This window comes from Streptomyces sp. NEAU-174, from assembly GCF_052665095.1.
In genome coordinates, this window is record NZ_JBQTCE010000015.1 from 162155 (window position 1) to 187385 (window position 25231).

Genomic DNA, 25231 nt, shown 5'->3' on the forward strand with positions numbered 1-25231 from the left:
TGAACCCGGCACCCTGGTGGAATAAAGAGTACTTAAGGTGCATATCGGATATCGGCTCGGCGATCCGCGCCAAGCCCGACCAGACGAGGGCGCCATGTCTTATTCCCCCTACGAGAACGGCCCGGAGCACGTACCGGAGAACGCCTCCGCACCCGCCCCGCACTCGCACAGGTCCGCGGCGCACGTACTCCTCGCCCATGACGTCGGGCTGCTGGTCATCCGGCTCGGCGTCGGGCTGATCGTCGCGGCGCGCGGCGCGCAGCACCTCTTCGGCTGGTGGGGCGGCCTGGGCATCGACAAGACGGCGGTGGCGTTCGCGCACTTCGGCTATCCGGCACCCAAGGCCATGGCCGTGATCGCCGGGATCGCCGAGACCTTCGGGGGCCTCGGCCTCGCCGTGGGGCTGCTCACCCCGCTCGCCGGTGCGGCCGTCGCGGGCACGATGGCCAACGCGGTGGCCGCCTCCACCCCGCTCGGCTATTTCGGCGGCTTCGAGTTTCCGCTGCTCGTGGGCGTCGGCGCGGCCGGGCTCGCACTGTCCGGCGCCGGCCGGATCTCCCTCGACGCGTTCCTCCCGGTCCTGCGGTCGCAGCGGCTGATCTACGGCATCGCCCTGCTGGTGCTGGCGGCGATCCTGGCGACGGTGACGATCCTGCTCAGCAAGAACTGACAGCCCTCCGGCGGTCAGGTGAACGCGCGTGGCCGGTTCCCCGTATGGCTCTGTGTGCGTCCTGCCCACGGGGACGCGCGTCGTCCGCACAGGCCGATACCGAGACCGGAGGCCCCGTTCCATGAATGACCGGTTCATCCCTCCCATCCAGGCGCTGCCGGATGGCGACGCCGAAGTCCGCCTGGTGCTCCATCTGCCCTGGGACGTGGTCGCCGCCCTGGGCCAGGAGGCCGGCCGGCTGGCGGCCCAGACACAGCGGCCGGTGAGCCTCGACGAGGCGGTCAGCCACCGCCTGCGCCACGGGACGGCCCAGACGATGGGTGTCCACGCCAAACCCGAGCGGGAGCGGAACCAGCCCACGCCCACCGCGTCCCACACCTCGCCGCCGCTGGCGGCCCGCTCCCCCGGTGAGCAGGCCCGGCAGGCGATCGAGAAGATCAACGGCGGCTCGGCGCATCCGCACAACGGCGCCGCGAACGGCTCCGCCGAGTCCACGGGCCCGCAGCACACCACCAGCGCACCGGATCCGGCCCCGCCCGATGCCCGGGGCATCCTGGAACGCCCGACGCGTGCCACCGGAACGGTGAACGGCACCGCGACGGAGATGCCGAGATAGCACCGGGTCCCGGTGTCGGGAAACGGCTGGAAAGGCCGCGGATACGAGGGTGCCGTCCCCATCCGGACGGCGCCCTCGTATGCGCGGGGCCCTTCACAGACACGTACGAACGAGCCATGCGTCGGAGTCGTACGCGTCTCTCGCCGAGTCCGGTGCCGTAGCGGGCCTTTCCTCGACCATGTCCTCCGCACGAACGCGCTCCGGCAGCGTGCCGAACCTGGCACGCCGCCTTGCCTCGGCGGCATCGGCGGTATCGGCGGGCCTGGGCTCTCCGGGTGTCATCTCATCCTCCTCAGAATCGGTCGACGTCCTCAGAATCGGTCCACGTCGAGGACGGCCTCGGCGAACGCCTCGGGCGCTTCCTGCGGCACGTTGTGGCCGATGCCCTGGAGCGTTCGGTGGTCATAGGGGCCGGTGAACTTGGACCGGTACGCCGCGCCGTCACCGGCCGGAGTGAAGGGATCCAGCTCACCGTCGAGGGTGATCGTGGGCACCGCGATGTCGGGCGCGGCCGCCAGCCGCGCCTCGAGCCGGTCATAGCGGGGGTCGCCCTTGGCCAGGCCGAGCCGCCAGCGGTAGTTGTGCACCACGATGGGGACGTAGTCGGGGTTGTCGAACGCCGCCGCCGTGCGCTCGAAGGTGGCGTCGTCGAAGTTCCACGTCGGGGAGACATTGCGCCAGATGAGCTTCGCGAAATCGTGTCGGTACGTCTCGAAGCCCACCGCACCGCGTTCGGTCGCGAAGTAGTACTGGTACCACCATGCCCACTCGGCCGACGGCGGCAGCGGCTGCTTGTTCTTCTCCCGGTTGGTGATCAGGTAACCGGTCACGGAGACCAGGGCCTTGCACCGCTCCGGCCAGAGTGCCGCGATGATGTCGGCGGTCCGGGAGCCCCAGTCGAAGCCTCCGAACACGGCCTTCTCGATCTTCAGGGCGTTCAGCAGGGCGATGATGTCGAGGGCGATCACCGATTGCTGCGCGTTGCGGAAGGTCTTGGGCGAGCGGAAGCTCGTGGTGCCGTGGCCGCGCAGATGGGGGACGATGACCCGGTGGCCCCGGGCCGCCAGCAGGGGCGCGACCTCCGCGTAGCTGTGGATGTCGTACGGCCATCCGTGCAGGAGGACGACGGCCGGTCCATGGGCCGGGCCGGCTTCGGCGTAGCCGATGGTGAGCTCGCCGGCCTCGACCCGCTTCAGCGCCGGGAAGGAGCCGCCGCCGGGGTGCGACATCGGCGCCGGGGCCGCCCTGTCGGCGCCGCCGGGCCCGGATGACGACGAGGCCGCTGCCGACGAGGGGTGGCTCAGCCCGGTCAGGGATACGGCGGCCGTTCCCGCCGCCCCCGCGCCGATGGCCTTGCCGAAGGTACGCCTGTCGATCATCTGTGAACCTGAACCGTTTCTATTTGTGCCGGCAGCGCGGGCAGCGCGCCCGACTGAGTGCTCCGAGCAGCCATAGTGGTGCTCCGGCGCCTTCGGGGCCTCGGTGTCCGTCCGCAGACATCCTGCGGGTTTCCCGCAGCCGCCACTTCCGGAGCTCGCCCGATCGCCGCACCGCTGCCCTGGGGCGCTGACCGGCCGGACTCGCCGAGTACCTTTACTCCCGTGCCTGCCGACCGCGCTGAACAGGGAGTGGATGCCGTGTCGCACCTCAGCGTGGTGATCGCCGACGATCATCCTGTGGTCCGTGCGGGCATGCGCGTGCTGTTGTCGCAGGACGATTCCCTGGAGGTCGTCGCCGAGAGCTCCACGGTCCCGGAGACGGTGGCGACCGTGACCGAGCACCAACCGTCCGTGCTGGTCCTGGACCTCACCATGGCCGGTCAATCCAGCCTGCCCTCGATACCCGACCTGCTCGCGGCGTCCCCCGGCACCCGCATTCTGATCCTCACGATGCAGGAGGATCCCGCGTTCGCCCGCGCGGCCCTGCGGATCGGGGCGGCCGGATATCTGCTCAAGGAAGCGGCGGCGGAAGAACTGGTCGGTGCGGCTCGCCAGGTCGCGCAGGGAGCCACCTACCTCCAGCCCGCCATGGGCGCCCGGCTGGCCATCGCGGACACCGGCGCTCCCGGCACCGATGGCGAGGCCTCTTTGACAGCGCGCGAGCTTCAGATTCTCTCGCTGCTCGCCCTGGGCCACACCAACCAGGAGATCGCGCGACGTCTCCACGTTTCCGTCCGGACGGTGGAGACGCACCGCGCCAGGATTCGGGACAAGCTCAAGACCGAGACCCGGGCGGAGCTCATCGCGGCGGCGCGCGAGCGCGGACTGCTGGGATGAACGGCTCGCCACGGGCCAAGGCCGGCCCGATCACCGAGGCCGCCGGTGCGGCGCTCCTCGTCATCGCCTTCGCGATCGAGGTCCTCCAGCAGCAGCCTCGCTGGGTGATGCGGCTCTCCCTCGGCGCGGCCGTCGTCCTCATCATCGCGGCGGCGCTGAACACCGCCGTCCGGCGGGCGTGGCTGGCGGCCCTGTGCGGGCTCGCCCTCATCCTCGCGGTGTCACAACTGGTCCGCATGACCAAGGAGCCGCTTTTCAACGGCTTGAACATCGTGCCTCTCCTGCTGATCGGCTGCGCCGCCATGCTGGGCCGCGGCGCGGTGGCGCGCCGCCGTAGTCTCGCCCGGGAGCGGGCTCAGGCCCGCAGCGACGGCGAGGAGCGAGAACGGCGGCGCTGGGCACGTGAGTTGCACGACGAGACGCTTCAAGAACTGGTCGCCGTCCAGATCGTGCTGTCCACCGCCACCGTCAGTGGCGAGCCCGCCGCCATGAAGGACGCCATCGACCAGGCGCGCGGCCTGATCACCAACCAGATCACCTCGCTACGGCACCTGATCGTGGAAATGCGGCCCTTCGCCCTCGACCAGCTCGGCCTCGCGCCCGCCCTCGAGACGCTGTGCCGGCGCACCGGGGAGACCTTCGGGCTGGAGGCGGAACTGCGCGTCGGAGCGGAGTGGAGCCGGCTCGGGGACGAACTGTCGCCAGAGGCCCAGGCCCACATCTACCGCATCGTGCAGGAAGCGGTGAACAACGCGGTCAAGCACGCCGAGGCGAGCCGTCTTCTCGTGGAACTCGACAGCGACGATCACGCGATCACCGTGGCGGTGCGGGACAACGGCCGCGGAATGGCCCATCCGCCTGCCACCCCGGTCAACCGGTCCGCGCCCCGCACGGTGGTCTCCACGGGTACCGGACTGTCGGCCATGCGCGAGCGCGGCCACCTGCTGAACGGACACCTCACCGTGGGTTCCACCCCCGGTGAGGGAACCCATGTGTCCCTCCTGATACCCCGCCACGCCAAGCGACGCCCCAGGGCCACGTAGCTCTCCGCCACCGCCAACATCCACGTCAGCCAATAGTGCCGCTGTCCCGCCGGCGTTCGACTTCCTCCGACAGGAAGGCGGTCAGGCGCCGCACCCCCTCCTCGATCCGTTCGGGATCGAGGTAGCTGCATGAGAGCCGAAGTTGGTGATCACCTGCTTGATCCAGGTAGAACTGCCGCATCGGAGTCCACAGCACACCGTATTTGGCCGCGGACACCTCCAGCAGAGCGGCATCCACGGGGACGGGCAGACGTATGCGGACGAAGAACCCACCGCTAGGGCGGTTCCAGCGGATTCCGGGATGCGATCCGTCTCCCAGATGCCGGTCCAACGCGTCAACCAGGCAGGTCAGGTTCCGTTGGTAGATCTCGGACTTGCGACCGCTCAGCTCCATCACGGAGCCTCCGTGCTCCAGCAACATCCCGCCGATCACGGCCTGGCACAGCGGGGACGTGTTCACGGTGACCATGCTCTTCACGGCGGCCAACTCGTCCGCCAGCAGTGATGTGCCGCCAGACGCCGAGCCGACCGGCTGATCAGCGATCACATAGCCGACCCTGGCCCCCGGGAAGGCAACCTTGGCAAAGGTACCGATATGCACCACACTGCGAGCGGTGTCAAGCGCTTTGAGCGGAGGCAGTTCGGCTCCGGCTGCCGCCGTGAACCCGTAAGCGTTGTCCTCTATGACGAGGAAGCCCTCGCGCTCCGCGAGGTCGAGAAGTCTCCGACGGCCGCCAAGCGACATATGTGCCGCACCGGGATTGGAGAAGTCCGGTGCGACGTACAGCGCACGAACCGGCCGGCCGTCTTCCCGGGAGGAACGGCACGTCCGCTCCAAACCGTCGAGATCGATCCCGGCGTCCGTCTCGTCGACCGGAATCACATCGATGTCCAGGAGCCGGGCTGCCCCGATGATGCCCACGAAGCACGGATTGGCCACCGCGAGCACGCCCTCGGCCGAGCGGAACAGCGCACGCAGCACGAGCAGCATCGCTTCCTGGGCACCGACGGTCATGACGAGCGTGTTCTCGGGGGCGTCGATCCCGTGGTCCCGGCGCAAGGCATCAGCGACGATGCCGTTGATGATGCCCCGGCTCGGCCCGTACTCGAAAAGCAGTCGGCGGGCCTGCTCCGGGCTCCGTCCGGTGTGGACGAGATAATCGATGAATTTATCAACGTACCGTTCGGTGTCGATATCCTCGAACGTGTCCGGATGCGGCGCGCCGGGCGCGAAGGATATCGCTTCCGGATAGCGGCTCATCACCTCGTTCAGAAATCCGATCGAACCGAGGACCGGATCCCGCAACGAGCTGTGCAACGAGGACGAATGCAGTCTCATCCGCCTGGCGTCCTCCTACCCGCGAGATTGTGAGCGCTGCCAGCGTCGTTCCCACCCTGGCCAAAGCATCGTCACTCTACGCGCTCACCGCCCCGCCGTGAAGATCCACCGGCCGAGGCGGTCCAGCGACGGTGGCCCGAGCACAGACCGCTGGGTAGGCGCCGATCGGCCGGGCCACGCCCCGGCCGTCCGCTCGGCGGCCCACAGACTTCGCACAAGAACGCTCCCTAGCCTCTCGGGTCGTAAGCGATCGATTCACCTCCGTCCTACCAGGTCACAGCTGTGTTCAGAGCGGACGTCGACGGCTTCGCCGCTTCGCACACGCCGGACGCGCACGCTCTGACGTCGCCCGCCTGCGAGTGCCGACCGCCGACCGCCGCCGGACGGCAATGCACCCGTACGGCCCCGCCCTTCCCTCGTATGTCCATGACCGTTGACCCGAAGGTGGGTGACCCTTGTCCACTGCCACATGCGGCACCTGCGGTGAACCGCTGTCCAGCCCCACACACTCCGGTGAGTCCCTCTCCCGGGCACGCTACTGTTCCAACGCCTGCCGACAGCGCGCGTATCGGTCGAGGCAGAAGGCGGGCGGCATGGACACCGCGCTGGGCGGTGGACCGCTGACCCAGCTGAGCAGCCTCGTAGGCCGCACCGACGAGCTCGTGGAACTGGCCCGGCTGCTGGACGGCGTACGGCTGCTCACACTGACCGGCCCCGCCGGGGTCGGCAAGAGCCGGCTGGCGCTGGAACTGGTCGGCCAGGAGCTCCGCAGAAAACGCCGCGACGTATCGGTGGTGCGGCTCGGCTCCCACACCGAGCCCGACGAGATCCGGCGGGAGGTACTGACCGCGCTCGACGAGCCGCCCGGCACCACGCCGCCCTCCGTCACCACCACCTCCGAGGGCTCCGACGGCCCCGAGAGCACCGACCGGGACCAGCTCCTCCTGCTCGACGACTGCGAACACGTACTGGACAGCTGCGGGGAGCTGCTGACCGAGTTGCTGCCGGTCCGGCCACGGCTGCGGGTGCTGGCCACCAGCCGCGAATCACTCCAACTGCCCGGCGAGACCATCTTCCCCGTGGCCGGCCTGGCCCTGCCCGACACCGGGTCCGATGCCGGCCCCGACACCGTGCTCAACGCATGCCTGCGCTCCGACGCGGTCACCCTCTTCGTGGACCGGGCCCGCGCCGTCGTACCCGGCTTCCAGCTCACCCACGACAACGCCGTACACCTGGGCGAGATCTGCGCCCGGCTGGACGGACTGCCCCTCCCCATCGAGATGGCCGCCCGGCTGATCCGGGTCTTCCCACCGGCCGAGATCGTGACCCGGCTCGACGACCGGCTCGCCCTGCTGACCAACGGCTGGCGGCTCGCCGACGACCGCCACCAGAGCCTGCGCGCCTCCCTGGAGTGGAGCTACGCCCTGCTGAACCCGCAGGAACAAGCACTGCTGCGCAGACTGTCGGTACTGCCCGGCGACTTCGGCCCGGACACCGCCGCCGCGGTCGCCTCCGACCTGCCCGCCCCGACCACCGCGATACCGCGGCTCCTCACCGGCCTGGAAGCCAAATCCGTCATCACTGCGCTGACCGACACCAGCGGCCCCACCCGCTTCAGACTCCTGGAGTCCATCCGCTGCCTCGGACACGACAGGCTCATCGCCGAGGGCGAGGAAACCGCGGCGTACGAACGGCTGGTCACCTGGCTGACCACGATGTGCCTGCCCCTGCACGGCGAGGCCGTGATCCCTCCCGCCACGCTGGAACGGCTGGCGAAAGAGCGCACCAACCTCACCCATGCGCTGCACCATTTCCAAGCCGGTACGGACGAACGCCAACTGCTCCTGGCCAGTGCGCTCGCCGCGATCGAGACGGCCGACGGGCGGACCACCGGCACCGCCGACCTGGTGGCACAGGCCCTCGACCACACCGCCCCGGACTCGGACTACCGCCCTGCCGCCCTGGCGGCGGCCGCCTCACTGGCGGCCCGGGACGCCGACCACCACTCCGCGTTCCGCCACATCGACGAGGCGGTGGAGCTGGAACACGGCCGGGATCACCCGCAGCTGCTCGCCCGGCTGCTTCTGCTACGCGGCACCATCCAGCACCTGCGGGACGAGCGAACCGCCTCTCTCGCCGATCTCCAGGAGGCGCTGGCGATCGGTGCGCGGCTTCGCCACGACGCACTGTCCGCCCTCTGTCTGTCGATGACTGCCCAGCATCAAGTGGAGACCGGCGAACTCGGTGCCGCGGAGCGCGAGCTCGCGGATGTCCTCCCCATCATGCGCCGCCACGCGCCACGACACTGGCTGCACCGGGTGTTGATGACGGCCGGTGCACTGGCCCTGGAGAAGGACGATCTGGCAGCGGCCGAGCGGTGCTTCACCGAGGCAATGCGCAGCCACGCCGAACACCGCCGCGATGTCGCGCGGTCGCTCGAGGGCATGGCGCTGGTCGCAACCCGCGCCTACCGCTTCGACCGGGGACTGCGACTGCTGGGGGCGGCGAAGCGGATGCGGGCACGAGCCCCACGCGACGCCTCCTGGTGGACCGCGCGCACCGCTGAGGCGCGCGAGACCGCCTTCCGGGCGCTGCCCACGGCACGCGCCAAGGCATCGCTGGAGGCAGGAGGCGCCATGCCCCGTAGCCAGATCCTCGCGCTCGCGTTCGACCACGGGTCGACCGACGCCCCGCGGGAGGAACGGTCCGGGCATCCCCTGAGCAAACGGGAGTGGGACGTGGCCGCACTGGTCGTGGAGGGACTCACCAACCGCCAGATCGCGGCCCGCGTGCACGTCTCGGTACGCACCGTCGAGACGCACATCCGGCACATCCGCAACACACTGGGGCTGCGCTCGCGGGCACACCTCGCCGCCTGGGCGGCACAGCTGCGCAATGACGCTCCGACCGCGCACCGGAGTGCCCCACCCCGCCCGACTACCGGCAGCCCGCCGACGTCGTGGTGTTCGACCGGCTGAAGCCCCCGCGAAGGCGCGCGCGGCGAGTGTAACGGTGGCGATTGTCGATGCCGGCGAGCCCGCTGCCCGAAAACCCTGGTGGCTCACATCGCCGACGCACAGCACGCGCTAAGGACTCGTTGCCCCTCATGACGCCAAGAGAACTACCCATCGCCGGGACCCGCGAGATACTCGGCGGCGCCCTCGCCTTCAAACGAGATCAACTCGGCTTCCTCGCCGACGGCATAAGCCGGCACGGCGACCTGTTCCGGTTCAGCCCGCTCGGCCTCACCATGATCCTCGCCAACCATCCGGATCACATCCAGCACATCCTCGTGGACGGCGAGCACCGCTACGACAAGGACGCGTCCCTCTTCAAGATAGTCCGGCCCGTCCTTGGCGAGGGGCTCATCGTCATCGCCGACAAGGAGCGCTGGCGCCGCCAACGCCGCATGATGGCTCCGCACTTCACCCCGCGCACGGTCGCCGGTTTCGCCGAGAACATGACCGGCGAGACGCTGAGCATGCTGGAGCGCTGGGAGCGCCGCCCGGCGGGCGACGACGGGCTTCTCGACGTCACCGACGAGATAGGCCAGTTGGCGCTGCGGATCGTCAACCGGTCACTCTTCAGCGCCGACGTGAGCGAGGCCGCCCAGACCTTCGAGCGGGCCTTCGCCTCCGCCAACGGTGTCCTCGGCTCGTTCTTCCGGTTTCCCTTCCCGCCCCTGACCTGGCCCACCCCCCGGCGCCGTCGACTGCGCCGGGCCATCGACGACATGGACCGCTTCATCTCCGGCGTCCTCAAACAGCGCCTCGGCGACGAGGAGGCGGAAGGCACCAGCCCGGCGGAGCCGGACCTGCTCACCCTGCTGCTGCACAGCGTGGATGACGACGGTCACGAAATGGACCTCGGGCAACTGCACCACGAGGTGCTCAACATCTGCGTCGGCGCGTTCGAGACGACCACCAACGCGCTCTCCTGGGCGTTCTATCTGCTCGCACGCCACCCCGAGGCCGAGGCGCGCCTCCACGAGGAGGTGGACCGCGTTCTCGGCGGTCGCGTGCCGACCTTCGACGACCTGCCCCGCCTCGAGTACACCCGGCGCGTGATCGACGAAACGCTGCGCATCTACTCGCCCGCGCACATGACCATGCGGCATGCGCGCGAGGAGGACGTCATCGCCGGCTACCGCATACCCGTGGGCAGCAACATCCTGATCAACACCTATCTGCTGCACCGCCACCCGGAGTTCTGGCACAGCCCCGAGACCTTCGACCCGGACAACTTCACACCTGAGCGCGTCGCGGAGCGGCCCAAGCACGCCTACGTCCCCTTCGGCAGCGGCCCACGCGTCTGCGTCGGCAAGCACTTCGCCCTCGCCGAGCTCGTCCTCGCCCTGTCCACGGTGGCTCGCGGACACCGGCTCGTCCTGCCCCGGGACGCCCGCCCCGTCGAGCCCGAACCGCTGGTCACCCTGCACCCGCGCGGCGGCATCCAGCTCCGCCTCGCCCACCGCTGAACCGCCGCACCCGGCCTTCGCCCCCTCGGGAGTCCCCTTGATCGATGTGCCCTGCCCGTTCCCGTTCTCGGTCAGCCCACATGTGGAGAAGGCGCGGGAGAACCTGGCCGCCTGGGCCCGGGACAACGGCCTGCTCCACGGGGCGAGCGCACGCGAACGCCTCGACCGCGCCGACTTCGGCTGGTTCGCGGCGCTCGTCTACCCGACCGCCGACGAGGCCGGCCTCGACCTCATGGCCCAGTGGTTCGCCTGGCTGTTCCTCGTGGACGACCAGCTCGACGACGGGGACCTGGGCCGCTCGCCGAAGCGCATGGCCGAGCTCGTCACGCTCATGAGGGACGTCCTCGGGGACCCCGGCCCCGGGCACGACCCGTCCCTGCCCCCGGTCGTGGCCTCCCTCGCGGACCTGTGGCGCCGCACGGCCCCCGGGGCATCGCCCCGGTGGGGTCGGAGGTTCGTCCGCCACCTCGAGGAATGCCTCGCCACGGCCACCCTGTGGGAGGCCGAGAACCGCATGCGCGGCACCGTCCCCACCGAGGACTCCTACATCACCAACCGACGTCACACCGGCGCCATCTACGTCTGCATGGACCTCGTCGAGATCGTGGCCGAGGCCGAGGTGCCCGCCGACGCCTACAACACCACCGAATTCGCCACCGCGCTGGACGCTGCCTGCGACGTCGTCTGCTGGGTCAACGACGTCTACTCCCTCGCCAAGGAACGCTCTCTGGGCGAGGTCCACAACCTCGTCCACGTCGTCCAGCACCACCGTGGACTCGACGAGCACCAGGCGCTGGAGGAGGTGTACTCGGCCATCGGGCAGCGTACGGACCTGTACCTGGCGGCCGAGGAGAAGCTGCTGGCGACCTACCCCGACGAGTCGTGGCCGCGCCCGGTCCTCGCCGGAATGCGGACCTGGATGCGCGGGAACCTCGACTGGTCGCGGTGCACCGAGCGCTACACGTCCGGATTCGGCGACGCCGACGCCTATATCGAGGCGGCGATGCTGGAAGGGGGCCGGCCATGACCGTCGTACACCCTGAGCGAGACGCCTGGGAGCTGTTGTCCCGGTCCCGGCAACTGACCGAGCCGTTCTTGCGCAAGGCGGTCGGTCGGCTCCCCGGCCGCACGCGTGCCATCGCGGAATACCACTTCGGCTGGAAGGACCGCGACGGCAACCCGGACGTCGGCGGCTGGGGGAAGGGAATGCGCGGAGCGCTCGTCCTCGCATCGGCTCGGGCCATGGGCGGCGCTCCCGAGTCGGCCGCCGCGGCGGCGGCCGCCGTCGAGCTGGTGCACAACTTCTCCCTCCTGCACGACGACCTCATGGACCGGGACGCCGTACGCCGCAAGCGCCCGACGGTCTGGTCCCAGTTCGGCGATGCTCAGGCCGTGCTGACCGGAGACGCACTGCTCGTCGTGGCGATGGAGATGCTGCCCGACGGTCCGGCCATGCTTCGGGAATTGTGCGAGTCGCTGCTGTCGCTGGTCGGCGGCCAGGACGAGGACCTGGCCTTCGAGCAGCGCAGGGATATCGACCTCGACGCGTGCGTGGCCATGGCCGCCGGGAAGACGGCCGCGTTGCTGGCCGGCTCGTGCGCTCTCGGTGGGCTGGTGGCCCATGCCGATCCCCAACGCGTACACGCGCTGCGGAAGTTCGGACACCACCTGGGCCTGGCGTTCCAGCTCGTCGACGATCTCCTGGGCATCTGGGGTCACGACGCCGTGTCCGGCAAGCCTGTCGGATCCGACCTGCGGCGACGCAAGAAGTCCCTGCCCGTCGTGGCGGCGCTCACTTCGGACCGCCCGGAGGCCCGGAAGCTGGACGAGCTGTACCGACTGGAGGCCGGTCCGCTGACCGAGGACGGGATCCGCGAGGTGGCTCACCTGATCGAGCGAGCGGGCGGACGGGCCTGGGCGGAGCGCGAGGCGAAACGTCAACGGGCCATGGCCGTGGCCGCGCTGGAGGCCGCCGCTCCGGCGGAGGAGGGCGCACAGGCACTCGGCTCGCTCGCCCGGATCATCACGCACCGCGACCGCTGAGCGGTATGCCATCGCCCCGGCCGGCGCGGGCCGGGTGCGGTGGCCGGTGCGGGCCGGGTGCGGTGTTCACCGCGCGCTCCCCCGTGCCGCGCGCCGCCGTTCGCGCTCCTGCCAACGCCGTTCGACCTTGGCCAGAACGTCCGGGGCGTAGATGCGTTCGGCCTGTACGACGGCGAACTCGGCGAGGTAGGCGCGGTACAGGTCGAGAGGTTCCTCGGCGACGGTGAGCATGTGGCGGTTGGCCGAGACGGCGGGCGCGCGGAGACCTTCGACAGCCCTCTCGACGGCGCCGTGCATATCCTCGGCAGGCACCACGGTGTCGCACACATAACGGGCCTCCGGTTCGGTCGCGGCGATCCGGCGTCCGCCGAGCACCACCTGACGGGCCAGCCGGGCTCCGGTGAGCCGGGTGAGCCGGAGGTTGCCGAGGCCGGGCACGATGCCCTCCTCGGCGGCGGGCAGGCTGAGGTAGGCGTTCTCCTCGGCGATGACGTGGTCGAGGACCAGCAGGAGCTGCATACCGCCGCCGATGGCGAAGGTGTCGACGGCGCCGATCCACGGCTTGCCCACACTCCGTTCGCATCCGTCACCGGGCGACGGGGCGGTGAGCAGACCGCGAAGCATCTTGTTGACGTAGCCGAGCTCGCGGCCGAGGAGGAACTCGACGAAGGAGATCCGCCCGTCGCGCAGGTCGGTCAGGTTGACTCCGGCGCTGAAGACACGGCGCCCCCGGTACGTGGGATGGTCGACGGTGCCGCCGCGCACCACACCGACCTTGCTCGCGTCGTCGAGCAGGACGAGGTCGACGGCGGTTTCCAAGTCGGCGATCAGCCGGTCGTCCTCCGCGTTCAGCCGGGCGGCGTTGCGGAACTCGATATGGCCGGCGACACCCCGGCGTTCGAGGTACACGGTGTCCAGCTCGATCCGGCCCTCGGTGCGGAAGCCGTCGAGGAGCGTGCGGGCGCGCGGGGTGGGCCCGAGCATCGTCTCGACGAGGTGCCGGCCGGCGGTGGGCGAGCGCAGCACCGCGCCGCAGAAGATGCCCTGGTCGATCTCCCGGCCCTCCTTCTCCGCCTGGACGAAGCGGCGTTCGGCCGCCATCTGGGCACGGGTCGGCACCAGGCCCGGGAACCGGTCGGCGGCCTCGTACACGAGGTCCGCCAGGCGTACGGGACGGGTCAGCCCGTCGGTGAGCACCCCGTAGACGGTCTCGGTGTGCCGGGCGAGGAAGGCCCGGCGGGCCCTGCGGGCGCGCGCGTGGACCGCGACGGCGCGGTCCCGGTCGTGGGGGGCGCGGTCGGGAACGGGCGGCAGCGCCGCGAGCCGCCGCTCGGTGCCGCCGATGTACTCGGCCAGGCGGCGGGCGTCCGCCTCGATGCCGCCGGTCGGCTCGGGTACGGGACCGAGGGAGCCGCCGCCGGGCGCACCGGCGCTCATCCGGCCGCCTCGGCGTGGCCCGCCGCCGTCCCGGCCGGGCTGCCGGGTCCGCTGTTCCGCAGGCGGCGCAGCTCGCGGTCGCAGGCGGCGAGATGCGCGCCGAGGGCGTCCTGGTACTCGGCGGACGCGGCCTCCGTCAGCAATCGGCGGCGGATCCCGGCCTCACGGCCGGAGAGCCGTCCGCGCAGCACGGCCGCGTGACGGACGGCTTCGGTCACATCGTCGCTGACCTCGTCGACGATGCCGAGTTCGACGGCGTCGGGGAGGGGGATGTCGGAGTCCCACAGCACCATGCGACGGGCACGGGCCGGACCGATGTGCTGGACGAGCCGGTAGAGGGCCATACCGGGCCAGAACTGCCCCTCGTTGACCGGAAGCAGCAGCTTCAGGTCGGGGGTGCCGATCCGGTAGGCGGCGGCCAGCAGCACGTCGAGGACGGGGCCGCCACATGTGCCCTGGGCCACGGCGATGGTGATGTTGTCGAGGCGTTCCAGGCGGCGGACGGCCCGTTCCCAGCGGTTGACCTCATGGATGGAGACATCGCCGGGCCATTCGCGGGCCCCGGGCGGTGGCGGCGCGAACCGGAGGACCACGACCGTCCGTTCGCGCTGTTCCTCCGCCTCCTCACACACGGCATTCACCGCCGCGGTCAGCTCGGGCAGCGGGCTGCCGCCGTCCAGCCGGGCCAGGATGCCCGGGCCGTCGGGCAGCGGGGGCCGGTCGGGCTCGGTCTTCATGTCGGCGAACCTTCCTTCCGTCACCAGCCCACCAGGGCGGTCTCGATGGTCGACCCGGGCCCCATCGTCATCAGCACCCCGAGGTCACCGGGTACCGCGACCCTCTCGTCACGCAGCCGCTTGTAGGAGAACAGGAACGAGCCGCTGGAGAGGTTGCCGTGGTCGCGCAGGACCCCGGTGGTGTGCCGCACGTCGTACCGGGACAGCCCGAGGTTCACCCGGACCGAGTCGATGACCTTCTTGCCGCCGGAGTGCACCACCCAGTGGGCGATGTCGCCGATGCGCAGTCCGGTACCCTCCAGGAGCCGTGCCACGGCGGTCTCCGCGTTGGCCCCGACGACGTAGGGGACCTCCGGGTCGAGGTAGAAGCTGAACTTGCCGTGCTCGTCGTCCCAGTCGTAGCGCATCGCGTCGACCGCCTCGGGGATGATGTGGCTGGTGAACCTCAGCAGAGCCGAGTCCGGCGGGGGCTCCTGTGGAGTGGCGCGGACCGCGACAGCCGCCGCGCCGTCGCCGAACAGGCTGTTGACCACGGAGGAGCGCATGGTGCCGTCGAAGACGTAGGCGGCGGAGCAGACCTCGACGCATACCATCAGGGCGAGCTCGCCGGGGTGGCCGGCGGCCCAGCCGACGACGGCGTTGAGGGCATTCAGCCCGGCATTACAGCCCATGCCGACGACGTCCAGGCGCTGGCAGGACTGTTCGATGCCCAGGTCCTTGATGAGCAGCGCGGAGAATCCGGGGGTGAGCAAACCGGTGGAGGTGACGCAGCACAGGTATCGCACGTCGCCGAGCGCGGCGCCCGCGTCCTTCAGACAGTGTCCGACGGCCTCCCGGCCCAGCTGTAGCCCGCTCACGGTGTGTTTGCTCAGCAGGTCGCCCTGGGACTCGACGGCGGGGAGCCCGTCGGGGCCGGTCGGGGGCAGGGTGAGGTTGCGGCGTTCGATGGCACCGCCGAGGAAGACGGAGCGGATCCGCCGGTCGGTGATGCCGAAGGTGTCGAGAATTTCCCCTTGCGTGTAGGAGGTCGGCGGCACAGCGGTGCCGACGCCGGCGATACCCGGGGCACCAGAGCCTGTCCGCTCCGGCGGGTCTTCTGGAGCCGAGAGGACAGTTCCCGTTCGCAAATTGCTCAGACGCACGCGACAGACCACCCGCACTTCATTCGCCTCGACATGGACGTGATGTTCCAGGAAACTTCCGTAAACGGCACCAGTGCTAGCCACAGTTACGGGACGCCGAATGTCCGTAACGCCACGGTCGTCTGCGCCGCCCACGTGACGGCCGTCGGACGCGCCTACTGCGCTCCCGGCACAAAAGGAGCATTTCACGGCAGCATACGGGCATGATTCGGGCAGTAAAGGAGGCGGAAACGGGCTTGGGGCATGCGTTTGGTCATGCCTAGAATCCGGATGCGGCGTGATTGGCACGGGACGCCGAACTGACGGGGGCACAACTGCCACGCGGTCACGGGATACGTGACGTCGAGGTTCGGAACGCCGAAAGGAAGCCCCGGTTTGCGCCTTACCCACGTGAATGAGCCAATCAGCGGCTTCTCGTCTCCCGGAAAGGGGAGGGCGTACGCGCCGTGGGGATCGACCAGCCAAAAGCTCCGGCGTCCCGTAGCAAAAGGTACCAGAAGGTACAGACCTTCCTTTCACTGACTGCCGGTGCACCCTTTTCAATTCTGCACCCATGGCCGGAACCCATAAGACACCCGGTCACACCATTCGCGACGAGCGACGCTGTGCCGCACCCCAGAAATCAGTGACGCGGGGCGGCGCCGCAAGGCAAGGCAGCACTTATGGAAAGGTGTCAGGATTGATCTCCAAATCCTCTACCACCACTATTTCCTGCGATATGTGCGGCAAGCACATCGACAAGAGAAACCCGGAAAGCGCGAGCCCGCTTCGCTCCCGATACTGCTCGAACGCCTGCCGACAGCGTTCCTATCGGCAACGGCAGAAAGCCGGTGGAATGGGCACAGCGGTTGACGGCGGGCCGCTGACCCAGTTGAGCAGCTTCGTCGGCCGAACCGACGAGATGGTGGAGCTGGGCCGGTTGCTCCACGGCGTACGGCTGCTGACGCTGACGGGGCCCGCCGGTGTGGGCAAGACGCGTCTGGCGCTGGAGCTGGCCGGGCAAGAGCAACGCAGCAGGCACTGCGAAGTCGTCGTGGTGAAGTTGGCGACGCTGACCCACATCGACCAGATACGGCGGCAGATCCTGATCGCCCTCGGCGAGCCGGCCGAAGACGGTGCTCCGCACGCACCGCGGGCGGCCCCGTACGCGAACGAGAGTGAACGCCTGCTGGTGCTCGACGACTGCGAGCACGTCCTGGACGAGTGCGGGTTGATGCTGAGCGAGCTGCTGCCCAGCCACCCGTATCTGCGAGTCATCGCCACCAGCCGGGAACCGTTGCGTCTCCCGGGGGAGGCGATGTTCTCACTGTCCGGTCTGGCGTTACCCGATGTGGACGGCGATGCGTCTCTCTCGGAGTGTCTGCGGTCGGACGCCGTGCTTCTGTTCCTGGACCGGGCGCGAACGGTGGTGCCCGATTTCCAGCTCACCCGGGAGAACGCCGGGCACGTGGGCGAGATCTGCATCCGGCTCGACGGCCTGCCGCTCCCCATCGAGATGGCTGCCCGGCTGATCAGGGTGTTTCCGCCGGCCGAGGTCAGGGCTCGCCTGGACGACCGCCTGTCCCTGCTGACAAACGGATGGCGGCTGGCGGACCAACGGCACCAGAGTCTGCGGGCCTCCCTCCAATGGGGCTACGACCTGCTGAATCCGGCCGAACGGTCGCTGCTGCGCGGGCTGTCCGTACTACCGGGCGGCTTCGGGTTCGACACGGCTGCCGCGGTGGCCGCCGGCGGCGGCGCCGCGGAACCGGGAACGTCCGAACTGCTGATCGCCCTTTCGGTCAAGTCCGTCATCACGCCGTACACCGATCAGGACGGTCCGGCACGGTTCCGGCTGCTGGAATCGATGCGAGGTTTCGGCCATGAACGGCTGGTTGCCGAAGGTGAGGACACCGAGACGTACGGGCGGCTGGTGACATGGCTGACACACCTGTCAGAACCGCTCCACAGGGAAACCTTCCTCCAGCCCGCGGCGCTCCAACATCTGGCGGCGGAACACGACAATCTCACCCATGCCCTCCACTGGCTGACCCCCGGCACCGACGAGCGGCAACTGCTCCTGGCCGGCGCGCTGGCCACGGTGGAGCTGTCACCGGGACCCGGGGACGACACGCTGACCCTGCTCTCGCAGATCCTGGACCGCGGCATCGAGTCATCGCCCTACCGGAGCGTCGCTCTTGAGTGTGCGGCCGCGCTGGCGGGGCGGCAGGGGGACTACGGCACGGCCATGCGCCATGCCGAGCAGGCCGTGGAGCTGGAGCGCGGCTACGACCGCGATCCGCTCCTCGGCCGTCTCCTGCTGTTACGCAGTGCGCTCCACGAAACACACGGCGACCAAGGCGGTGCGGTGGCGGACCTGCGGGAGTGCCTGAAGATCGGCCACCGGCTGCGGGACGAAACGCTGACGGCTCTCTGTCGGGTCGGTCTCGCCCGGTACCAGCTGCTCAACGGTGAACCGGACCGGGCCGAGCAGGTGATCGAGGAGTTCCTGCCCCTTCTGCGCACGAGTGTGCCGCCACGGTGGCTGCACGCGGTTCTCGTCACGGCGGGCGCGCTCGCTCTCGAGAAGGACGACCTGCCGACAGCGGAGGCGTACTTCACCGAGTCGTTGCGCAGTCCCGCGGAGCACACGCGCGGACCGGCCGACGCGCTCCAAGGGCTGGCCATCGTCGCCGCCCGCGCCCGCCGGTTCGAGAGAGTGCTTCAGCTGCTCGGGGCAGCCGAGCAGCTCGGTCGGCCTGCTCCGTGGGGTGGCGCGTGGTGGCGGGAGCGGGTGAACGCGGCGCGGTCCGCGGCGCTGAAGGCCCTGCCGCCGAACCGGGCCGGCGCCTCGCTCGAGGCCGGACGCGCGATGCGGCACCGTCATGTCCTCGCCCTCGCCCTCGGCTCCCAGGCGACCGGCGCGACCGCGGAGGACTCCGACAACCTGCTGAGCAAGCGGGAGCGGGACGTGACCGCTCTGGTGGTCGAAGGGCTGACCAACCGGCAGATCGCCGCCCGGATGCATGTGTCGGTGCGCACCGTCGAGACGCATATCCGCCACATCAGAACCACCCTGGGCCTGCGCTCGCGTGCCCATATCGCGGCATGGGCCGCGGAGCGAAGAACAGCGACGGTGCGCCCCGCCGTGCTGTCTCCCCCGGGCCGGAGGCCGCTGGTTGAGGGCGGCGGTCAGTCCTGGACGGTCACCACGTCCACCAGCCGCACGGCGGCGTCCAGGGTCTCCTCGACCTCCCGGGCCGAGCCGCCGGCCGCGATCACGTAGCCGAGTCGGTCATAGGCGTCCCGCGGCGGCCGTACCGCACGGCCCGGGGACCCGGTGGTCACCACCCGCTCGACGCCGGGCACACGCTCCGCCTCCGCTGTTCCCGTGATGGCCACGAGGCGTCCTGTCCGAGGCGCGACCAGGAATCTGATGCCCGCGTGCCGGGCCCTGTCGGCGATCAGCCGCACCGGGTACCCGGCCGCGGCCCGCACCTGCTGCTCCAGCAGGTCGATCCCCGTCGCCGCACGGACGAGTTCGGGGATCATGCCGCCGGCGAGCCTGGCGTTGATCTCGATGACCACGGGGCCCATGTCCGTCATCCTGATCTCGACGTGTGCGGGACCCCGGTCGAAGCCCACCGCCTTGAGCGCCTGGCGGGCCGACTCCGCGAGTTCGCCGGAGGTGGCCTCCGGCAGCTCGGCGGGAAAGACATGGCCGGTCTCGACGAAGTAGGGCAGCGCGCACGCGGTGCGCTGGGTCACCCCTATACAGGCGGCCTGCCCGTTGTCGCAGAACATCTCCACGCTGTATTCCGGCCCGCGGGCGTACTCCTCGATCAGGACCTTGCCGGCAGTGGCCTGGCCGCGAACGTTCTCGGTCACGGCCAGGACGCGGGCGGCGTGCTCCACGGCCGTGGCGGCGTCCTCGCACCACAGCACGTCCTGCGACCCCGATCCGCCCACGGGCTTGACCACGCACGGCAGGCCCACGGACGCGACGGCACCGGCGATGTCGGCGGGATCGCCGAGCACAGCGAACGCCGACTGCGGCACCCCGGCGTCCCTCAGCGCCGTACGGGTCAGCGACTTGTCGCGACAGGCCGTCATCGTCTCCGGGGCGTGGCCCGGCAGGCCGAGCGCGGCGGCCAGCCGTGCGGTGTGCTCCAGATAGAAGTCACTGGTCGTCGTGAGCCCGGCGATGGTCCGCTTCCCGGTCGCCTCCCGAACCGCCCGGAGGACGTCCGCGTCGCTCTCGGTGTCGCAGCCGACCGTCAGGCAGCCGGTGCCGTCGAGGCCGGCGTAGCGAGCGGGATCCTTGGCCAGCAGGACCGGCTCGAAGCCGAGCCGCACCGCGGTGCGCAGCGCGAGCATGCCCGTCCCCGTCGTATTCGACTCCACGAAGACCAGGACGGGACGGTTCTCGCGCGGGATCGAGGCGAACGACCAGCCGGTGACCGTCGTGCCGTAGGGGACCTCGACGGGCCGGGTGGCGATCGGGCCGGCGGGCCGGTGGCGGTACACGCTGTCCGCGTAGCGGTCGCCGCGGTCCGGCAGGATGCCCACCAGCCGGGTGCCGGGCGCCGCCTCGGCGGCGAGGTGGGTCAGGATCCGGTACACCGACCCGGAGGTGTTCCCGGCGAAGATCTGCTGTTCCCGGGCGAGCCGCTGGGTGGCGTCGAACGCCTCGTCGTCCGAGAGCCAGTGCACCTCGTCGAAGAGGCGGTAGTCGATGTTGTCCGGGTACAGGCTGTTGCCCAGTCCGCTCTGTTTGCGGGTCGGTACGTCGGGCTGGCCGAAGAGCACGCTGCCGACGCAGTCGACACCGACCACCTTCAGGCCGGGCAGCCGCTCCAGCAGCGCCGCGGACGTACCGCACAAGGAGCCGCCGCTGCCGACGGAGCCGACCACGACGTCCACCGTTCCCAGGTCGCCGATCAGTTCGTCGGCCAGCGTGCGGTACGCGGCCGGGTTCTGCGGGTTGCTGTACTGCTGGGGCCAGTAGGCACCGGGCATGCCGCTCATCAGCTCCGCGAGCCGCTCCAGCCGGGCGCTCTGCCACCCCTGCCCGGTCATCGTCTCCACCACGTGGACCACGCACCCGAGGGCCTCCAGTTTGGTGCGGGTGATCGGGTCGATGCGGGGGTCGGTGACGATGTGCACGGGGTGCCCCAGGTAGGTGCCGACGAGGGCGATTCCCAGCGCCATCGTGCCGGACGAGCTCTCCACGATGGGCGCGCCTTCTTCGAGCGCACCGGACCGGCGGGCCTCGAGGATCAGCTGCCGGGCGACCCGGTCCTTCATCGCGTAGGGGTTCAGCAGCTCCAGCTTGGCGTAGACCTCGACCCCCTCGGCGGCGTCCACCCGCAGCCGCACGGCCGGGGTGTTGCCTATCGCGTCGACGATGGTGTCATGACGCATGCGCGCTCCCTGGTGACGTGAACGAACGAAAGACGGTGGTGGCGCCGGGCAGGCGCGAACATGCCGCGGCGGCGGCCGACAGCTTGTGCTGGTGGTCGGGGTTGCCGGCGTCGAGCAGAAGGCCGAGCATGGTGCCGCTGTGGGCGCAGACCACGCCCAGCGCGCCGATCTCGTCGCCGACCCGGATCATGGCGTCGAGGTTCCGTTTGGGCGCGAGCCGCTGGTTGAGGACCGCGCTGCGGGTGGCGATCGCGCCCACCCGGGCGAGGTCACCGTCGTCGACGGCGGTGGTGAGGTCCCGCATCAGGCGCTCGTACTCGCGTTTCTGGGCAGGCGTGCGGTGCCGGGGCCGCCGGTTGAAGGCCACCGTGTCGAGGTGACCGCCCTCGTCGACGGCCACCACCGTGGCAGGAGGCAGGGTGCCCAGCGACGCGCGCAACCGGACCGTCCGGTGCTCGAACACCACGATGCCCGGGTGCATCACCCCGTCAGTGGGCTCGATCGGGCGCAGCCAGCCTTCGACGGCCGCGGGCGAGGTGTCCAAGCCGAGCACCGCCCCCACGGCCCTGGCCGTGGCGACCAGGTCGGCGGAGGAACTGGCGAGCCCCTTCCCCACGGCCAAGCCGCTGTCGAGGACCAGGGAGCCGCCGCCGACGACGCCTCGGGCGTCGAACATGGCCCGCGCCAGGCGCAGCGACTTGGTCTTGTGGGAGGGGAAGACGTGCAGCGGGCCGTCGCGGTCGTACCGGAACCATGCCCGGGTGCCGCGGGTGATCGGGAACGTGACGAGGAAGTCGACTCCGTCGGGCAGCACCCCTTGAAGCAGCTCGCCGAAGGTTCCGCAGGCGGTGCCCGCGCCCTCGCGCAGGTCCACGCCCGGCCGGCGGGCGACCAGTGCCGGCTCCCTCATGACCGCCGCTCGGCCGCGGTGAGCAGGTCGTCCCGTTGGCGGGCGGCATCGGCTGATCTGCGTTCGCGCAGTGACCACTCCTCGGTGAGCTTCGCGCATTCGCCGTCCTGCTCGGCGAGCATCGCCCGCACCTCGTCGGGGTGGGCCGAGCCGGCCGATCGCTTGGCCCGCAGTCCTTCGTCCACGTCGAAGGCGGCGACGAGGAGGGCGTCGGTCCGCGCGGCCTCGTATCCCGCGTCGGCGCAGAGCGTGGCCAGCAGCGAGCCGTCCGGTTCGGCCGGCCGCAGGCCCTTCTCCAGGGCGCGCTTGATGTACCGCCCGGAGATCACCTGAGCCGTCCGCCAGGGGATGCCGCACTCCAGCGTCAGCCGGTTCGCGAGGGTGAATCCGCCCAGGTATTCCCCCGCACACGCCTCGCGCATCCGGTCCGCCGAGAAGGCCGCTCCGGCGATGACCGCCCGCGTCAGCCGCAGCACCGAGCGCATGGCGTCGAATTGGGTGCGCAGGTGCCCGCCCGCTTCCTTCGATACCTCCACGGTGTTGGTGTACGCGGTGTTGCGCTGCCCGGCGGCGATGTCGGCCGCGCACCCGGCGACGTGGGCACACCGGCCCCGGATCCGCTCCAGCACGGGATAGTTGCGCTTCTGCGGCATGGCCGCCGAGATGCCCGACAGCTCGTCGGGAAGGTCCAGGAAGCCGAAACCGCTGCCGCCCCAGGCCATGAGGTCGGTGGCGAAACGGCTCAGCGTCACCGCGTAGCGGGCCAGGTCGCCGGAGATCGCCATGGCCCAGCCGCGGGAGGCGACAGCCACCAGCGCATGCGGCTGGACACGGGAGAAGCCGAGCAGCTCGGCCATGCGAACGCGGTCCCAGGCGAGCTCCTGGCCGGCCATCGTTCCCGAGCCGAGCGGGCAGGCGTCGACCTCGTCGTAGGTGTGCAGCATCCCGCGCAGGGTGGCCGTGGTCTCGGCGGCGAGGGCCGTGAGGTGGAAGCCCGGACTGATGATCTGCGCGGCCTGGGCATGGGTGTATCCCGGCATGGGCACGTCGGCGTACCGGCCGGCGAGCGAGATGGCCGCGCGGCCCAGCGACAGCAGGTCGGCGGCCACGGCGGTCAGGTGCTCGCGAGCGGACATCAACTGGGCGCAGACCTGGAGGTCGTTGCGGCTGCGGTCCACGTGCCACGCGGGGAACGGCGGGACCGGGCCGGACAGGACGTGCCGCTCGACGGCGAAGGAGATGTCCGACATGTTCTCCTCCGGGTCGGCGCGGACGACGTCCGGGGTCAGCGAGTCGAGCCGGGCCCCGATCCCGGCCGCCCCGGCGGCGTCCACCAGCCCCATCCGCACGTACTCAAGCAGCAGGACCTTCTCGATGGCGAGGTAGTGGCCGAGCAGGTGCTCCACTTCGTAGGCGAACTGCGGGGCGAGCACCTCCTCGTGCCAGACGTCGCTCGGTACGCCGTCGATTCGGCCCGTCACCGCCATGCCGTCCTCCTCGGGCGCTTGCGTTCGAGTTCGGTGGCAAGACCGGCCACCGTCGGATCGGCGAAGAACGCCTGAATGCTCAGCTCGGAGTCGTGCTCCGCCTCGAGGCGCGCCAGCATGCGCAGGGCCTGCACCGAGTGACCGCCCAGGTGGAAGAAGTCGTCGTGGACGTCGGTCACCGCGGTGCCGAGGACGGCGCTCCACGCGTCGGCGACCAGCCTCGCCGCCACGGTGCGTGGCCTGCCGCCCGGGGCCGTCCGGGCGGGGCGCGTCGCCGGGGCGTCTCCCGGCCGGGGCGCGACCGGGGGACGCGGCAGGGGCATGTCCAAGTCGGAGACTCCCGCGACGAGCAGCGCGAGGTAGTCGGCGAGCAGCGCCTCGGCGGTGCCCTTCTCGACGAGTGCCACGTTGTACTCGACCCGGACCGTGTCGGCCGTGATCTCCAGCAACAGGTCGTCCTCACAGCCGGCGGAACCGGAGGAGGCAGCCCCCAGGCCGCCGTCCGCGGGCACATGGTTGAAGGCCAGTTGGTACAGGGGCGGCACCCCGGGCAGCCGTGGCACGGGCAGCAGTTCGACGAGGGTCTGGAAGGGGATGTCGTAGCGATCCTCGACATGGGCCGCCGACCGTACCCGGCCCACCAGTTCGGCGAAGGTCGGGGCGCCGCCGACATCGACCCGGACCACCAGCATGTTGACGAACGTGCCGATCATCGGCGCCACATCGGCCTGGCGGCGGCCGGTCACCGGCAGACCGACGACGATGTCCTCCTGTCCCGAGTGGCGGTGCAGCAGGGCCACATAGGCGGCGAGGCAGAGCATGACGGGCTCGGTGCCGAGCCGCCGTGCCGCACCCGGCAGCGACGCGGTGACCTCCGGGGGGAGGCCGGCCCGCACCTCGGCGCCCACGAACGTCCGGGCCGCGGGCCTCGGGTGGTCGAGCGGCAGGCGGTGGACGGGCGGGAGCCGGGCCAGTCGCGCACGCCAGTACGCGGCCAACTCGGTTCGCCGGCGGGGCGACAGCCGGTCACGCTCTCGCCGTGCGTAGCCGGTGTAGCTCAGCGGAAGCTCCGGCAGCTTCGGCTCCCGCCCCTGTTCCACGGCCGCGCAGATCTCGGTGAGCTCGGCGTGGAGATTGAACCGTGAGGCGGCGTCGTAGACGAGGTGGTGGGCGGCGAAGACCACCGCCCATTCCGTCTCCCCGAGCGCGAGCAGCTCCGCGCGCCACAGGGGGGCCCGCTCCAGGTCGAAGGGGCGGCGCGCCAGCTCTGTCCTGCGAGCGCGCCGGGCGTCCGCCTGCCGGGTGTCGTCCGCACCGGTCAGGTCGACGTGGCGGAGCGGCGGGTCGATCCGCGGAAGTACGTACTGCGTGAGCCGGCCGTCGACGATCCGCAGGGCGGTGCGCAGGGGCTCGTGGCGCCGCACCAGCAGGGCGAAGGCACGCCGCAGGTCGGCCTCGGTCACCTCGGCGTGCACGACCAGCTCATCCACGATGCGGTACGCCGACGCGTCGGGCGCCATCCGGCTGGCGAACCACACGCGTTCCTGTGCGGAGGACGCGGGGACGGCGCGCGGCGCACCACCGTGATCCGGCCGCGGCTCGACGCGCGCCGCGGGTCCTGGTCCTGGTCCTGCCGTCATGGCGTGGGGCG

Annotated in this window: 18 protein-coding genes; 9 read left to right on the top strand and 9 right to left on the bottom strand. The window is 70.6% G+C overall.

The features are described 5' to 3' along the window. Positions 1–94: 94 nt before the first annotated feature. Positions 95–670, top strand: coding sequence for a DoxX family protein (locus ACT2CW_RS36410; protein ID WP_164426645.1), 576 nt, complete (start codon positions 95–97; stop codon positions 668–670). 121 nt (positions 671–791) lie between these two features. After that, entirely contained in the window at positions 792–1286 is a 495-nt protein-coding gene (locus ACT2CW_RS36415) for a hypothetical protein (RefSeq protein WP_164426643.1), read from the top strand. Between the two features lie 311 nt (positions 1287–1597). Here ACT2CW_RS36415 and ACT2CW_RS36420 read toward each other — a convergent pair whose 3' ends face one another. Next, a complete protein-coding gene (locus tag ACT2CW_RS36420) occupies positions 1598–2665 on the bottom strand; it encodes an alpha/beta fold hydrolase (protein ID WP_445519634.1) in 1068 nt (355 codons plus the stop codon). A gap of 258 nt (positions 2666–2923) precedes the next feature. Here ACT2CW_RS36420 and ACT2CW_RS36425 point away from each other — a divergent pair, with 258 nt between their 5' ends. Continuing rightward, complete coding sequence (locus ACT2CW_RS36425) at positions 2924–3562, top strand: response regulator (protein ID WP_445519635.1); 639 nt, start codon at positions 2924–2926, stop codon at positions 3560–3562. Next, entirely contained in the window at positions 3559–4605 is a 1047-nt protein-coding gene (locus tag ACT2CW_RS36430) for a sensor histidine kinase (RefSeq protein ID WP_445519636.1), read from the top strand. Before ACT2CW_RS36425 ends, ACT2CW_RS36430 begins: the two co-directional genes overlap by 4 nt. 25 nt (positions 4606–4630) lie before the next feature. Here the strand turns inward: ACT2CW_RS36430 and ACT2CW_RS36435 are convergent, their stop codons facing one another. Continuing rightward, entirely contained in the window at positions 4631–5944 is a 1314-nt protein-coding gene (locus ACT2CW_RS36435) for an aminotransferase-like domain-containing protein (protein ID WP_445519637.1), read from the bottom strand. A gap of 593 nt (positions 5945–6537) precedes the next feature. On the opposite strand from ACT2CW_RS36435, the gene ACT2CW_RS36440 reads away from it, so the two are divergent. The 4 genes from ACT2CW_RS36440 (at position 6538) to ACT2CW_RS36455 (ending at position 12464) form a co-directional block, all read left to right on the top strand. Further along, positions 6538–8922: an ATP-binding protein gene (locus ACT2CW_RS36440; RefSeq protein WP_445519638.1), complete on the top strand. Its 2385-nt coding sequence runs from the start codon at positions 6538–6540 to the stop codon at positions 8920–8922. 128 nt (positions 8923–9050) lie between these two features. Then, positions 9051–10421: a cytochrome P450 gene (locus ACT2CW_RS36445; RefSeq protein WP_445519639.1), complete on the top strand. Its 1371-nt coding sequence runs from the start codon at positions 9051–9053 to the stop codon at positions 10419–10421. Between the two features lie 46 nt (positions 10422–10467). After that, entirely contained in the window at positions 10468–11448 is a 981-nt protein-coding gene (locus tag ACT2CW_RS36450) for a terpene synthase family protein (protein WP_445519699.1), read from the top strand. Beyond that, a complete protein-coding gene (locus tag ACT2CW_RS36455) occupies positions 11445–12464 on the top strand; it encodes a polyprenyl synthetase family protein (protein WP_445519640.1) in 1020 nt (339 codons plus the stop codon). The genes ACT2CW_RS36450 and ACT2CW_RS36455 overlap by 4 nt, the downstream gene beginning before the upstream one ends. A 66-nt stretch (positions 12465–12530) precedes the next feature. Here ACT2CW_RS36455 and dpgC read toward each other — a convergent pair whose 3' ends face one another. The 3 genes from dpgC to dpgA are packed head-to-tail and all read right to left on the bottom strand — an operon-like array spanning position 12531 to position 15765. Beyond that, positions 12531–13901, bottom strand: coding sequence for a (3,5-dihydroxyphenyl)acetyl-CoA 1,2-dioxygenase DpgC (gene dpgC / locus ACT2CW_RS36460; protein ID WP_445519641.1), 1371 nt, complete (start codon positions 13899–13901; stop codon positions 12531–12533). Continuing rightward, positions 13898–14638: an enoyl-CoA-hydratase DpgB gene (gene dpgB, locus ACT2CW_RS36465; protein ID WP_445519642.1), complete on the bottom strand. Its 741-nt coding sequence runs from the start codon at positions 14636–14638 to the stop codon at positions 13898–13900. Before dpgB ends, dpgC begins: the two co-directional genes overlap by 4 nt. A 20-nt stretch (positions 14639–14658) precedes the next feature. Beyond that, complete coding sequence (gene dpgA, locus ACT2CW_RS36470; RefSeq protein WP_445519700.1) at positions 14659–15765, bottom strand: 3,5-dihydroxyphenylacetyl-CoA synthase DpgA; 1107 nt, start codon at positions 15763–15765, stop codon at positions 14659–14661. Positions 15766–16615: 850 nt separating this feature from the next. Between dpgA and ACT2CW_RS36475 the strand changes: the two genes are divergently transcribed. Further along, positions 16616–19045, top strand: a complete 2430-nt coding sequence (locus ACT2CW_RS36475; protein ID WP_445519643.1) for an ATP-binding protein — start codon at positions 16616–16618, stop codon at positions 19043–19045. On the opposite strand, the gene ACT2CW_RS36480 is transcribed toward ACT2CW_RS36475, so the two are convergent. Genes ACT2CW_RS36480 through ACT2CW_RS36495 form a run of 4 tightly spaced genes read right to left on the bottom strand, consistent with a single transcriptional unit; the run spans position 18952 to position 25220 of the window. After that, on the bottom strand, positions 18952–21183 hold the full coding sequence (locus ACT2CW_RS36480; RefSeq protein WP_445519644.1) for a pyridoxal-phosphate dependent enzyme: 2232 nt from the start codon (positions 21181–21183) through the stop codon (positions 18952–18954). The two genes, ACT2CW_RS36475 and ACT2CW_RS36480, sit on opposite strands and share 94 nt — an antisense overlap. Then, entirely contained in the window at positions 21173–22093 is a 921-nt protein-coding gene (locus ACT2CW_RS36485; RefSeq protein ID WP_445519645.1) for a GHMP family kinase ATP-binding protein, read from the bottom strand. Before ACT2CW_RS36485 ends, ACT2CW_RS36480 begins: the two co-directional genes overlap by 11 nt. Then, positions 22090–23580, bottom strand: a complete 1491-nt coding sequence (locus tag ACT2CW_RS36490) for an argininosuccinate lyase (protein ID WP_445519646.1) — start codon at positions 23578–23580, stop codon at positions 22090–22092. The genes ACT2CW_RS36485 and ACT2CW_RS36490 overlap by 4 nt, the downstream gene beginning before the upstream one ends. After that, entirely contained in the window at positions 23571–25220 is a 1650-nt protein-coding gene (locus ACT2CW_RS36495) for a condensation domain-containing protein (RefSeq protein WP_445519647.1), read from the bottom strand. The genes ACT2CW_RS36490 and ACT2CW_RS36495 overlap by 10 nt, the downstream gene beginning before the upstream one ends. Positions 25221–25231 lie beyond the last annotated feature (11 nt).

Coding starts and splice junctions, on each gene's coding strand:
- ACT2CW_RS36410 (WP_164426645.1), top strand. CDS start 95: ATGTCTTATTCCCCCTACGAGAACGGCCCGGAGCACGTACCGGAGAAC.
- ACT2CW_RS36415 (WP_164426643.1), top strand. CDS start 792: ATGAATGACCGGTTCATCCCTCCCATCCAGGCGCTGCCGGATGGCGAC.
- ACT2CW_RS36420 (WP_445519634.1), bottom strand. CDS start 2,665: ATGATCGACAGGCGTACCTTCGGCAAGGCCATCGGCGCGGGGGCGGCG.
- ACT2CW_RS36430 (WP_445519636.1), top strand. CDS start 3,559: ATGAACGGCTCGCCACGGGCCAAGGCCGGCCCGATCACCGAGGCCGCC.
- ACT2CW_RS36435 (WP_445519637.1), bottom strand. CDS start 5,944: ATGAGACTGCATTCGTCCTCGTTGCACAGCTCGTTGCGGGATCCGGTC.
- ACT2CW_RS36440 (WP_445519638.1), top strand. CDS start 6,538: ATGGACACCGCGCTGGGCGGTGGACCGCTGACCCAGCTGAGCAGCCTC.
- ACT2CW_RS36445 (WP_445519639.1), top strand. CDS start 9,051: ATGACGCCAAGAGAACTACCCATCGCCGGGACCCGCGAGATACTCGGC.
- ACT2CW_RS36455 (WP_445519640.1), top strand. CDS start 11,445: ATGACCGTCGTACACCCTGAGCGAGACGCCTGGGAGCTGTTGTCCCGG.
- dpgC (WP_445519641.1), bottom strand. CDS start 13,901: ATGAGCGCCGGTGCGCCCGGCGGCGGCTCCCTCGGTCCCGTACCCGAG.
- dpgB (WP_445519642.1), bottom strand. CDS start 14,638: ATGAAGACCGAGCCCGACCGGCCCCCGCTGCCCGACGGCCCGGGCATC.
- ACT2CW_RS36475 (WP_445519643.1), top strand. CDS start 16,616: ATGGGCACAGCGGTTGACGGCGGGCCGCTGACCCAGTTGAGCAGCTTC.
- ACT2CW_RS36480 (WP_445519644.1), bottom strand. CDS start 21,183: ATGCGTCATGACACCATCGTCGACGCGATAGGCAACACCCCGGCCGTG.
- ACT2CW_RS36485 (WP_445519645.1), bottom strand. CDS start 22,093: ATGAGGGAGCCGGCACTGGTCGCCCGCCGGCCGGGCGTGGACCTGCGC.
- ACT2CW_RS36490 (WP_445519646.1), bottom strand. CDS start 23,580: ATGGCGGTGACGGGCCGAATCGACGGCGTACCGAGCGACGTCTGGCAC.
- ACT2CW_RS36495 (WP_445519647.1), bottom strand. CDS start 25,220: ATGACGGCAGGACCAGGACCAGGACCCGCGGCGCGCGTCGAGCCGCGG.